This window comes from Blattabacterium cuenoti (assembly GCF_014251655.1).
GTDB classification, from domain to species: Bacteria; Bacteroidota; Bacteroidia; order Flavobacteriales; family Blattabacteriaceae; genus Blattabacterium; species Blattabacterium cuenoti_I.
This window is the reverse complement of record NZ_CP059225.1, coordinates 449,415-463,063: the sequence shown is the minus strand read 5'-3', so window position 1 is coordinate 463,063 and position 13,649 is coordinate 449,415. Positions and strand designations below refer to the sequence as shown.

Below are 13,649 nucleotides of genomic sequence, written 5' to 3'. Positions count from 1 at the left end.
TAAAATGATAGAAAAGTTAGCAGAACAATTAGTGAATTTAACTGTCAAAGAAGTTAATGAATTATCTATTCTTTTGAAAAAAAAATATGGAATAGAACCATATAGTTTAGTTAAATCAGAGACTTCATCATCTAATGAAAATGGAAAAATTACTGAAAAAAAAGAAAAAAGTATTTTCAATATAATTTTAAAATCATCCGGTAATTCAAAATTATCTGTGGTAAAATTAGTAAAAGAAATAACAGGGAAAGGTCTTAAGGAATCTAAAGACTTGGTAGACCGTATTCCTAGTACTCTTAAAGAATCTATTTCTAAAAAAGAAGCAGAGGATGTAAAAAATAAATTCGAAGAAATAGGAGCTGAAATAGAATTAAAATGAATATGTTTTTTTAATAAAAAAAATCTTGCAAAGATCCATTAAATTAAAATTGGTGAATACAGAAAAAATATCAAAAAGAATCACTTTTTCTTCAGTGGCAAAACAAGTAGAATTTCCTGATTTTTTGGATATTCAAATTAAGTCATTTAAAGAATTTTTTCAATTAGATACAAATCCTATAAATAGAAAAAATGAAGGATTATTCAAAGCTTTTACAGAAAATTTTCCTATTTCTGATGCAAGAAATTCTTTTGTTTTAGAATTTAAAGGGTATTCCTTAGATTCTCCTAGATATTCTATAGAAGAATGTATTGAAAGGGGTTTAACTTATAGTGTTCCTTTAAAAGCTAAACTAAAACTTTATTGTACAGATCCTGAGCATGAAGACTTTGAAACGGTATATCAAGACGTTTATTTAGGTACATGTCCATATATGACTCCTTCTGGATCTTTTATTTTTAATGGATCAGAAAGAGTAATAGTATCTCAATTACATCGGTCTCCAGGTGTTTTTTTCGGTCAATCTCATCATGCTAATGGAACGAAACTTTATTCTGCCAGAATTATTCCGTTTAAAGGATCATGGATAGAATTTGCTACAGATATTAATAGTGTCATGTATGCCTATATCGATAGGAAAAAAAAATTACCTATGACAACTTTATTACGTGCTATAGGATATGAAAGAGATAAAGATATATTGGAAATTTTTGATTTAACTGAAGAAATAGAGATAGAAAATAATGGAAAAAATATTATTAATAGAACTTTAGCTGCCAGAGTTTTAAAGATTTGGAATGAAGAGTTTGTAAATGAAGAGACAGGAGAAGTGGTTTCTGTAGAAAAAAATGAAATTCTTATAGATAGAGATGTTCTTTTAAAACAAGAACATATTGATATTATGAATAATCATGAAATAAAGAGAGTTTTGTTACATAAGGAAGGAGGAAGAAAAAAAGATTATTCGATTATTTATAATACTTTATATAAAGATCCAACAAATTCAGAAAAAGAAGCGGTAGAATACATTTATAGACAACTTAGAAATACTGATCCTCCAGATGAAGAAATAGCTAGAGGAGTTATAGATAAACTTTTTTTTTCCGATAATAGATATAGTTTAGGACCTGTAGGTAGATATCGTTTGAATAAACGTCTTGGTTTAAAAATAGATCCTAATTATTTAGTTTTAACTAAACAAGATATTATTGCTATAATAGAACATTTAAATGCTTTATTTAATTCTAAAAGAGAAGTTGATGATATAGATCATTTATCTAATAGAAGAGTACGAACTGTAGGGGAACAACTTTATACCCAATTTAGTATTGGGTTAGCTAGAATGGCTAGAACCATAAGAGAAAGAATGAATGTTCGTGATAATGAGGTTTTTATGCCTGTAGATCTAATCAATGCTAAAACGTTATCATCTGTAATAAATACTTTTTTTGGTACAAATCAGTTATCTCAATTTATGGATCAAACAAATCCTTTATCTGAAATCACTCATAAAAGAAGATTATCTGCTTTAGGTCCAGGTGGTTTATCTAGAGAGAGAGCAGGATTTGAAGTTAGAGATGTTAATTATTCTCATTATGGTAGATTATGTCCAATAGAAACTCCAGAAGGCCCTAATATAGGATTAATTTCTTCTCTTTCTGTATTTGCAAAAATAAACAATATGGGTTTTGTAGAAACTCCTTATCGTATTGTGCATCATAAAAAAGTAAATTTAAAGTCTAAAGTTACATATTTAAGTGCAGAAGAAGAGGAAGGAAAAATAATAGCACAAGCTAATGCTATTGATAAAAATGGTAATTTTTTATCAGATAGAATTATAGCTCGTGAAGATGGAGATTTTCCTATTGTTAATCCTGATCAGATAGATTATATAGATGTAGCTCCCAATCAAATAGCTTCTATATCGGCTTCTTTAATTCCTTTTTTAGAACATGATGATGCTAATAGAGCCCTTATGGGGTCTAATATGATGCGTCAAGCCGTTCCATTATTAAAACCTGAATCCCCTATCGTAGGAACTGGGTTAGAAAGACAAGTAGCAATAGATTCTCGTATTTTAATTAATGCAGAAAAAAATGGAGTAGTGGATTTTATTGATGCCAGAAAAATAATTATTCGTTATGATCAAACGAATAGAGATCAATTGGTCAATTTTAATTCTAATATACAAGTTTATGACTTAATTAAATTTAGAAAAACGAATCAAAATACATGTATTACTTTAAAACCTATTGTTAAAAAAGGAATGAAAGTTGTGAAAGGACAGATTTTGTGCGAAGGATATGCAACAGAAAAAGGAGAACTAGCTTTAGGAAGAAATTTAAAAGCAGCTTTTATTCCGTGTAATGGATATAATTTTGAAGATGCTGTTTTGATTTCTGAAAAAGTGGTAAGTGAAGATTGGTTTACTTCTATACATATAGATGAATATTCTTTGGAGGTTCGTGATACAAAATTAGGAATGGAAGAATTAACTAATGATATACCTAATGTAAGTGAGGAAGCGACTAAAGATTTAGATGAAAATGGGATTATAAGAGTAGGAGCTGAAGTAAAACCGGGAGATATTCTTATTGGAAAAATAACTCCAAAAGGAGAATCAGATCCTACCCCGGAAGAAAAATTATTAAGAGCTATTTTTGGAGATAAAGCAGGAAATGTTAAAGATGCTTCTTTGAGAGCTGAACCTTCTTTATTTGGAATAGTTATAGATACAAAACTTTTTACAAGAAGTATAAAAGATAAAACATCTAGAGCTAAGGATAAAATACAAATAGAATATTTAGAAAAAGAATATGAAAAAAAATTCTCTCATCTTAAAAATCTTTTATTAAAAAAGTTATTGTCTATCTTAAATGGTAAAAAATGTCATAGATCTGTTTTTAATGAAAAGAAAGAGAAAGTAATAGAGATAGGAATGAAATTTACTGAAAAAACACTTGAGAACATTTCCGAACATGTGGATGTATATTCTGATGCTTGGGTAGATGATATTGAAATTAATAATTCTGTATTAGAAATTTTTCATAATTATAAAATAGCAGTAAATGATTTAACTAGTTCTTTAAAACACAAAAAATTTACTATTACAGTGGGAGATGAATTACCTTCTGGAATTGTGAAAATGGCAAAAGTATACATTGCAAAAAAAAGAAAATTAAAAGTAGGAGACAAGATGGCAGGAAGACATGGTAACAAAGGGGTAGTAGCTCGTATTCTTAGAGTAGAAGATATGCCTTTTTTAGAAGATGGAAGTCCTGTCGATATTGTTTTAAACCCATTAGGGGTGCCTTCCAGAATGAATATAGGACAAATCTATGAGACGGTATTAGGTTGGGCTGGAAAAAAATTAGATGTAAAATTTTCTACTCCTATATTTGATGGAGCAACTATCGAACAGATTTGTGATCATACAGAAAAAGCAGGAATCCCTCGTTTTGGAACAACCTATTTATTTGATGGAGGAACTGGAGAAAGATTTGATCAACCAGCTACAGTTGGGGTGATATATATGTTAAAATTGGGACATATGGTAGATGATAAAATGCATGCTCGTTCAATAGGTCCTTATTCTTTAATTACACAGCAACCATTAGGTGGAAAAGCACAATTCGGAGGACAACGTTTTGGAGAAATGGAAGTTTGGGCCTTAGAAGCTTTTGGAGCATCCAATCTTTTACGTGAGATATTAACCGTGAAATCTGATGATGTAGTAGGAAGAGCAAAAACTTATGAATCTATAGTAAAAGGAGAACCAATGCCTGAACCTAATAATCCAGAATCTTTTAATGTTCTTTGTTATGAATTAAAAGGGTTAGGATTAGATATTCGTTTAGAAAAATGAAGGATAAAATTATAGTTCATTACATAATGAATAATATTATAATATTTATCAAAAAAAACAATGAAAATGAATAGAAAAAAAAATAATAAATTTAGAAAAATAACTATTCGATTAGCATCTCCTGAAGCTATATTAAAAGAATCTCATGGAGAAGTATTGAAACCAGAAACAATAAATTATAGGACTCACAAACCAGAAAGAGATGGTCTTTTTTGTGAACGTATTTTTGGACCAGTAAAAGATTATGAATGTGCATGTGGAAAATATAAAAGAATTCGTTATAAAGGAATTGTTTGTGATAGATGTGGAGTAGAGGTTACTGAAAAAAAAGTTAGAAGAGAACGTATGGGGCATATAAGTCTTGTAGTTCCTGTTGTACATATTTGGTGTTTCCGTTCGTCTCCTAATAAAATTGGATATTTATTAGGATTATCATCTAAGAAACTAGAAATGATTATTTATTATGAACGTTATGTCGTTATTCAAGGAGGATTAGCATTCCATTCAGATGGATCTTCTTTTCATAAAGGAGATTTTCTTACTGAGGAAGAGTATATACAAGCTTTAAATAAATTACCAAAAGAAAACCAACAATTGGAAAATTCTGACCCTAATAAATTTATTGCTAAAATGGGAGGTGAATGTATAGAAGAATTGTTAAATCGTATAGATTTGGACGATTTATCTATTGAATTAAGAAATCAAGCTCATAATGAAACTTCCAAACAAAGACGTATTGAAGCATTAAAACGTTTACAAGTGGTGGAATCTTTTAGAGAAGGAAAGAAAAATGGAGGGGATGTATCTTGGATGATTATTCATGTATTATCCGTGATACCTCCTGAATTGAGGCCTTTAGTTCCTTTAGATGGAGGTCGTTACGCTGCTTCTGATATGACAGATTTGTATCGTCGTGTACTTATAAGGAACAATCGGTTAAAAAGACTTATAGAAATTAAAGCTCCTGAAGTGATTTTAAGAAATGAAAAAAGAATGCTTCAAGAAGCAGTAGATTCTCTTTTTGATAATTCAAGAAAAGTATCTGCAGTAAAATCTGAATCTAATCGTCCTTTAAAATCATTATCTGATGCTCTAAAAGGGAAACAAGGTCGTTTTAGACAGAATCTTCTTGGAAAAAGAGTAGATTATTCTGCAAGATCTGTTATTGTAGTAGGACCTCATTTAAAATTACATGAATGTGGGCTCCCTAAGGATATGGCTGCAGAACTTTACAAGCCTTTTATCATAAGAAAATTAATTGAAAGAGGAATAGTAAAAACAGTAAAATCTTCTAAAAAAATAATAGATAAACGGGATCCTATGATATGGGATATTTTGGAAAATGTTTTGAAAGGACATCCTGTATTATTAAATAGAGCTCCTACTTTACATAGATTAGGAATTCAATCTTTTCAACCGAAACTGATAGAAGGAAAAGCCATACAATTGCATCCTTTAGTTTGTGCAGCTTTTAATGCTGATTTTGATGGAGATCAAATGGCCGTTCATCTTCCATTATCCCATGGAGCTATTTTAGAAGCTCAACTTTTAATGTTAGCGTCTCAAAATATATTAAATCCTGCTAATGGATCTCCTATTACAGTTCCTTCTCAGGATATGGTTTTAGGTTTATATTATATGACTAAACCTTTATTATCAGATGCTAAAAATAAAGTAAAAGGAGAAGGACTTATTTTTTATTCTCCAGAAGAAGTTGAAATAGCATATAATCAAAAAGTAGTAGATTTACACGCTTTAATCAAAGTTAAAGTTAATATTCGTGAAGAAGATAATTTTTTAGAAAAGTTGATAGAAACTACTGTAGGTAGAGTATTATTTAATCAGGTAGTTCCTCAAAAAGTAGGATATATCAATGAATCTCTTACGAAAAAATCATTAAGAGAAATTATAGGAAAAATATTACATTTAACAGATGTTCCTACTACTGCTAATTTTTTAGATAATATTAAAGAATTAGGTTTTTACAACGCATTTAAAGGAGGTCTTTCCTTTGGATTAGGAGATATCATTATTCCTGATAATAAAAAAGATATGGTTGATCATGCGATTAAACATGTAGATAATGTAAAGATGAATTATAATATGGGATTAATTACAAATAATGAACGTTATAATCAAGTTATTGATATATGGACAAATACAAATGCTATGCTTACAGAAAAAGTAATGAGGCATATGCGAGAAGATAAACAAGGATTTAATCCTGTATATATGATGTTAGATTCTGGAGCTAGAGGATCTAAAGAACAAATACGTCAACTTTCCGGAATGCGAGGTTTAATGGCTAAACCTCAAAAAACAGGATCTTCTGGAGGAGAAATTATTGAAAATCCTATTTTATCTAATTTTAGAGAAGGACTTTCTATTTTAGAATATTTTATATCTACTCATGGAGCTAGAAAAGGATTAGCTGATACTGCTTTAAAAACGGCAGATGCAGGATATCTAACTAGACGATTGGTAGACGCGGCTCAAGATGTGATTATAACAATGGAAGATTGTAATACATTACGCGGTTTAGAAATGTTTGCATTAAAAAAAAATGAAGAAATAGTTGATCCTTTATCTGATAGAATTTTAGGTCGTATATCTTTAAATGACGTTTTTTATCCAAAAAAAAATAAATTAATAGTTGCTTCAGGAGAGATGATTAATGAAAAAATAGCTAAAATCATTGATAAATATGAAATAGAAATGGTAGAAGTAAGATCTCCTCTTACTTGTGAATCTAAAATGGGTATTTGTTCTAAATGTTATGGACGTAATTTATCTACAGGAAAAATAGTACAAAAGGGAGAAGCTGTTGGAGTCATTGCTGCACAATCTATTGGAGAACCCGGGACTCAATTAACACTACGTACTTTTCATGTTGGAGGAACTGCTGGTAATATCACGGAGTCTTCAAAAATAAGAGCTAAATATGATGGAATTATAGAATTTGAAGATTTAAGATTTGTAACAACAAAAGTAGATACTGAAAAAGTAGGAATAGTAATTTCTAGATCTACAGAAATGAAACTTTTGAATCAAAAAAAATCGTCTGTATTAATGGTGAATAATATTCCTTATGGATCTTCTCTATATGTAAAACATGGAGATCAATTAAAATCAGGAGATTTAATTTGTAAATGGGATTTATATAACGCAGTTATAGTAGCAGAGTTTTCCGGATTTATATCATATCAACACTTAGAACAGGGAGTTACTTTTCAAATAGAGATAGATGAACAAACTGGTTTTCAAGAAAAAGTTATTACGGAAGTAAGAAATAGGAATTTAGTTCCAACGTTAAAAATATTGAATGATCAAAACGAAGAATTAAGAGTGTATAATCTTCCAGTAGGAGCTCATTTAATGGTAGAAAATGAGGAAAAAATAGATGTTGGAAAAATTTTAGTAAAAGTTCCTAGAAGATCAGCTAAATCTGGAGATATTACGGGAGGGTTGCCTCGTTTATCTGAGTTATTCGAAGCACGTAATCCTTCTAATCCAGCGGTAGTATCAGAAATGGATGGAATAGTTAGTCATGGAAAAATAAAACGAGGTAATAGAGAAATTATAGTAGAATCTAAAACTGGAGAAATTAGAAAATATCTTGTAAAATTATCTAATCAAATTCTTGTGCAAGAAAATGATTATGTAAAAGCAGGAATGCCTTTATCAGATGGAGCCGTTACTCCTAATGATATATTAAATATAAAAGGGGCTAGGTCTGTTCAAGAATATTTGATTAAAGAAATACAAGAAGTATACCGTTTACAAGGTGTAAAAATTAACGATAAACATTTTGAAGTAATTGTATTGCAAATGATGAGAAAAGTAGAAGTTATAGATGTAGGAGATACAAAATTTTTAGAAGGACATATTGAGTATAAAGATGATTTTATAGAAGAAAATGATAGAATTTTTCAAATGAAAGTAATAGAGAATTCAGGGGATTCTCATATTTTTAAAAATGGAGATATAATTAGTTATAGAGATTTTAGAAATGAAAATGCTGTTCTAAAGTATAAAAATAAGAAATTAATAAAAACTAGAAATGCTATACCTGCTACAGCTAGACCCATATTACAAGGAATAACAAGGGCCGCTTTACAAACTAAATCTTTCATATCTGCAGCTTCATTTCAGGAAACTACAAAAGTTCTAAGTGAAGCCGCTATAAGTAGTAAAACAGATTATTTATATGGATTAAAAGAAAATGTAATAGTAGGACATAAGATTCCTGCAGGAACCGGATTAAGAGAATATGAAAATATTCATGTAGAATTGATTTAATTTTTTTTCCATTTATTTTTTATAGATGCTGTTTGATTAAAAATAATTTTTTTTTCGCTAACTTTTTCTACATAAAAATAACCAATTCTTTGGAATTGAAAGTGATTTCCTTTTTTTGCTTTTTTCAAATCAGGTTCTGCATAACCTGTAATTTTATCTATAGATTTTGGATTTATGCACTGATGAAAATCAATATCCGGATTTTTTTTTAAAAAAAGAGAATAATATAAATTAATTTCTACAGAAAAAGAATGTTTTATGGAAACCCAATGTAAAGTACTTTTTATTCTTCTTTTTTCTTCTATTTTTCTTTTTTTTCCAGATTTACTTTTTGGATCGTAGGTACAATGTATTTCTTTTATCTCTCCTTTAGAATTTTTTATTATGTAATTTGCTTTTATAATATAGGCATTCTTAAGTCTTACTTCTTTTCCTATACAAAGCCTAAAAAAATTTATTTGTTCTTTTTCTAAAAAATCATCTTTTTCAATATAAAGAAATTTAGAAAAAGGAACTTTTCTATATCCGGAATTAGGATATTCTGGATTGTTTTCAGCTTTTATCCATTCTGTATAATTGATAGAGTAATTATCAATAATTAGTTTAATAGGACGCAATACTACCATAACTCTAGGAGCTATTTTATTCAAATGTTCTCTAATACAAAATTCTAAAAAAGATACATCAATAATATTATTTCTTTTTGTCACCCCTATCTGACGAACAAAATTTTTTAAAGCGGTAGGAGTGTATCCTTTACGACGTAATCCAGAAATTGTTAAAATTCGTGGATCGTTCCAAGATTGGATTATTTTTTTTTCAATTAAATATTGTATTTTTCTTTTGCTAGTTATAGTATTACTTAAATTTAATCTTGAAAATTCTATTTGTTTTGGTCTTATTTTTTCCGAATTAGAATCACAAATTTGATCTAAATACCAATTATATAATGGACGTCTATTTTCAAATTCTAATGAGCATAAAGAATGAGATATTTGTTCAATATAATCACATTGTCCATGAGTCCAATCATAAGTAGGATAGATACACCATTTATTTTTAGTTTTATGATGTTTTTTTCGTAAGATTATTCTGTACATAATCGGATCTCTCATATTCATATTTGAAGAATTCATGTTAATTTTTGCTCTTAATACACAAGATCCTTCTTGAAAGATTCCACTTTTCATTTTTTCAAAAAGATATAGATTTTCATCTACGGATCTTTTTCTATAAAGACTGATAATTCCCTTTTCAAAAGGGGTTTTCCTTTGAAATTTAATGATACTTTGAGGCTGATCATCGACATAAGCTTTACTTTTTTTAATTAATTTAATAGCCCATTCATAAAGTTGTTGAAAATAATCGGATGCATAACATTCACTATCCCATTTAAACCCTAAAAAAAGAATATCTTTTTTTATAGATTCTATAAAATTTTTTTCTTCTCCTATAGGATTAGTATCGTCGAATCTTAAATGAACTGGAGATTTATATTTTTTACCCAACTCAAAGTTGAGACATATAGCTTTAATATGACCAATATGAAGGTGTCCATTTGGTTCAGGAGGAAAACGAAATTTTATTTTTTCTCTGTGAAATCCATTTTTAATATCTTCCTCTATAATTTTTTCAACAAAATGTAAGTGTGATTTTATGACAATAGAATAATTAAAAAACCAATTTAATGCGAATATAACTAATTTTTTTAAAAAATATATTTTTGCTATATTATTTTAATATTTAAATAAATAAGTTGAATTATTTAGAAACTGTTCAATGGATTTTTAAACGTCTTCCCATTTATCAGAAAATTGGTTTAAAATCATATAAACCAGGTTTAAAAAGAATACAAAATTTTTGTTCTTATTTAGGAAATCCTCAAAATTTTTTTAAAAGTATCCATGTAGGAGGAACGAATGGAAAAGGTTCTACAGTTCATATGTTATCTTCCATTTTACAAGAAGAAAAATATAAAATAGGATTATTTACTTCTCCTCATTTAATAGATTTTAGAGAAAGAATAACCTACAATGGATCTTTAATAGAAAAAGACTTTATTGTAGATTTTATTGAAAAAAATCAAAAATTTATAGAAAAAGAAAAAATATCATTTTTTGAAATGAATACAGCTTTAGCCTTTCAGTATTTTAAAAAAAAAGGAGTAAACATAGCCATTATAGAAGTAGGTATGGGTGGAAGATTGGATTCTACTAATATTATCATTCCGGAAATATCAGTAATAACTAATATCAGTATAGATCACGGAGAAACACTTGGAAATAGTAAATGTAAAATTGCTTTGGAAAAAGCAGGAATAATCAAGAAAAACGTTTCAGTTATAATAGGGTGCAATGTATCAAAAGATATTCAAGTTATTTTTTTTAAAACAGCTTTAAATAAAAATGCTCCAATTTATTTTTCTATAAAAAAAAAAGAAGATATCAAATATTCAATTCCTTTTGAAGCTGATTATCAAACTTTAAATAGAAATATTGTATTAAAAATTATAAGTATTCTACATTATAGAAAAAATATTTTTGTATCTCATAAATCGATAAAAAAAGGATTAAAAAATATCGTAAAAAATACGACTTTCAAAGGTCGTTGGCATATTTTACAAAAAAAATACCCTAAAATTATTTGTGATATAGCTCATAATGAAGAAGGGGTTTCTATGATTACTCATCAATTAAAAAAAGAGTCATATGATATGTTACATTTAGTTTTGGGTTTTGTTAAAGAAAAACAAGTAGACATATTATTAAAATATTTTCCTATCGAATCTTTCTATTATTTTTGTCAACCTTCTATAGATAGAAAATTTCCTATTTATGATTTAAAAATATTAGTAAAAAAAATATTTAAAAATTGTAGTAGTAGTAAAATAAATTTTTTTGATTCTGTAGAAAAAGCTTTTTTATCTGCAAAAGATAAAGCTAATAAAAATGATTTGATCTTAATAAGTGGAAGTACGTTTATTGTATCTGAAATTTTGTTATACTATAAAAATTTTTCTTACATTTGAACAAAGGGCAATTAGCTCAGTTGGTTTAGAGCATCTGTTTTACAAGCAGGAGGTCACTGGTTCAAATCCAGTATTGCCCATTCCCATTCATTCTATTTAAAATAAAATTAAAAATTTTTTCTTTTTCTTTTGGATCAAACCATATAATAGATGGATCTTTTCTATACCAAGTTAATTGTCTTTTTGCATATTTTCTAGTATTTCTTTTTATTTTTTCTACAGCTTCATTTAAACAATTTTTATCTTTCGAAAAAAATTCAAATAATTCTTTGTATCCTATTGTTTGCAAACTATTTAAATTTCTATAATGATAATAGAGTTTAGCTTCATCTAATAATCCTTTTTTCATCATTTTATCTACCCTTTTATTTATTCTAGAATGAATTTCATATTTTGGAATAATCAATCCTATTTTTAAAATACAAAAATCCCTTTTGTATATTTTTTTTTTTTTAAAAAAAAAGGAAGGATGTTGTCCTGTAGATTTGATAATTTCTAAATATCTTATCAATCGTCTTGGATTATTAATATCTATTGATTCTCCTTTTTTTTTTAATTTTATAAATTCTTTTTGAAGGAAAGAAATTCCTTTTTCTTGAAAATGTAAAATTAAGTTATTTCTAATATTTAAATTTATTTTAGGAATTTCCGATAATCCTTTTGTTACAGCTCTTTCATATAAACTGGATCCTCCTACCATAATCAATATAGAATATTTTTTAAATAAATTTGAAATTTTATATAAAGAATCTATTTCAAATAATTTAGAGTTATAGATTTGATGAATACTCAAATGTCCTATAAAATGATGGGGGATCCTACAAAGGTCTTTTATAGTGGGCATAGCCGTTCCAATCCTTAGTTCTTTATAAAATTTTCTGGAATCACAAGATAAAATTTCCGTTTTGAACTTATTAGCTAAGAATAAGGACATAGATGTTTTTCCGACAGATGTTGGCCCTAAAATGAAAATTAAATATTTATGATTCAATTAATTCAAAAATGAAGAATATTTAGATAATTTAGCGTACATCCAATAATCTGCTAAAACCAAAGCAGTCATAGATTCTACAATAGGAACTGCACGGGGTAAAACACAGGGGTCATGTCTCCCTTTCCCTTCCATTAAAACAATATTTTTATGTTTGTCTATAGTTTGTTGTTTTTTCATTATTGTAGCTACAGGTTTAAAAGCAATTTTAAAATAAATATCCATCCCATTAGAAATACCTCCTTGAATTCCTCCAGATAAATTAGTTTTAGTTTTTCCATCTTGAGTAAACAAATCATTATGTTGAGAACCAGTTAATTCAGTTCCTTTAAATCCACTTCCATATTCAAATCCTTTAACTGCATTAATCGATAACATAGCTTTTCCTAGTTCTGCATGTAATTTTTCAAAAACAGGTTCTCCAATTCCTATTGGAATATCATTAATGATACATGTAATAGTTCCTCCTATTGTATCCCCTTTATTTTTTATTTTTTTAATTTTAGATATCATTTTTTCTGCAGTACCTGGATCAGGACATCTTATAGGATTTCCTTCTATTGATTCTTTGGACAAGTCTAATTCTTGATAAGATTTATGAATAGATATGTTTCCTACAGAAGAAACATAAGAAGTAATAGTGATATCTTTTATTAATTGTTTAGCTACGGCCCCAGCTACTACTCTACAGATCGTTTCTCTTGCGGAAGAACGTCCTCCTCCTCTATAATCACGAATTCCATATTTATTTTCATATGTGAAATCTGAATGAGATGGACGATATACATTTTTAATATGGTTATAATCAACGGATTTATGATCTTGATTATAAACAATGAATCCTATAGGAGATCCTGTTGTTTGATTATTAAAAATTCCAGATAAAAATTTAACTTTATCAGGCTCACTTCTTTTAGTTACAATAGAAGATTGTCCTGGTTTTCTACGATTTAATTCGTATTGAATTTCATCAAAATTTAATTCTAATCCAGATGGACATCCATCAATAACCCCACCTAAAGCTTCTCCATGACTTTCTCCAAAAGTACTAATTCTAAATAAATTTCCAAAAATATTTCCTGCCATC

The 13,649-nt window shown here is 28.0% G+C and carries 7 protein-coding genes and 1 tRNA gene; 5 read left to right on the top strand and 3 right to left on the bottom strand.

Translation table 11 applies throughout. The annotated features are described in order from the left end of the window. Positions 1-4 precede the first annotated feature (4 nt). From rplL to rpoC, 3 genes are all read left to right on the top strand, one after another. On the top strand, positions 5-379 hold the full coding sequence (gene rplL, locus H0H63_RS02250) for a 50S ribosomal protein L7/L12 (protein ID WP_185858399.1): 375 nt from the start codon (positions 5-7) through the stop codon (positions 377-379). Positions 380-431: 52 nt separating this feature from the next. Beyond that, on the top strand, positions 432-4,244 hold the full coding sequence (gene rpoB / locus H0H63_RS02245; protein WP_185858398.1) for a DNA-directed RNA polymerase subunit beta: 3,813 nt from the start codon (positions 432-434) through the stop codon (positions 4,242-4,244). A gap of 66 nt (positions 4,245-4,310) precedes the next feature. Next, positions 4,311-8,543 carry a DNA-directed RNA polymerase subunit beta' gene (gene rpoC / locus H0H63_RS02240; protein ID WP_185858397.1) on the top strand — a complete coding sequence of 1,411 codons (4,233 nt, stop codon included), beginning with the start codon at positions 4,311-4,313 and terminating at the stop codon, positions 8,541-8,543. On the opposite strand, the gene glnS is transcribed toward rpoC, so the two are convergent. Further along, complete coding sequence (glnS, locus tag H0H63_RS02235) at positions 8,540-10,207, bottom strand: glutamine--tRNA ligase (RefSeq protein WP_185858808.1); 1,668 nt, start codon at positions 10,205-10,207, stop codon at positions 8,540-8,542. The genes rpoC and glnS overlap by 4 nt on opposite strands. 92 nt (positions 10,208-10,299) lie before the next feature. Between glnS and H0H63_RS02230 the strand changes: the two genes are divergently transcribed. Both H0H63_RS02230 and H0H63_RS02225 read left to right on the top strand, forming a co-directional pair. Continuing rightward, complete coding sequence (locus H0H63_RS02230; protein WP_185858396.1) at positions 10,300-11,571, top strand: bifunctional folylpolyglutamate synthase/dihydrofolate synthase; 1,272 nt, start codon at positions 10,300-10,302, stop codon at positions 11,569-11,571. 5 nt (positions 11,572-11,576) lie between these two features. Next, positions 11,577-11,651, top strand: a tRNA-Val gene (locus H0H63_RS02225). On the opposite strand, the gene miaA is transcribed toward H0H63_RS02225, so the two are convergent. Further along, the gene (gene miaA, locus H0H63_RS02220; protein WP_238784393.1) at positions 11,633-12,505 is read right to left on the bottom strand and encodes a tRNA (adenosine(37)-N6)-dimethylallyltransferase MiaA; all 873 of its coding nucleotides are present in this window, start codon (positions 12,503-12,505) and stop codon (positions 11,633-11,635) included. The genes H0H63_RS02225 and miaA overlap by 19 nt on opposite strands. Before the next feature lie 57 nt (positions 12,506-12,562). Next, positions 12,563-13,648 (bottom strand): chorismate synthase, encoded by a 1,086-nt coding sequence (gene aroC, locus H0H63_RS02215; RefSeq protein WP_185858395.1) that lies wholly within the window; start codon positions 13,646-13,648, stop codon positions 12,563-12,565. Between the last annotated feature and the right edge of the window lies 1 nt (position 13,649).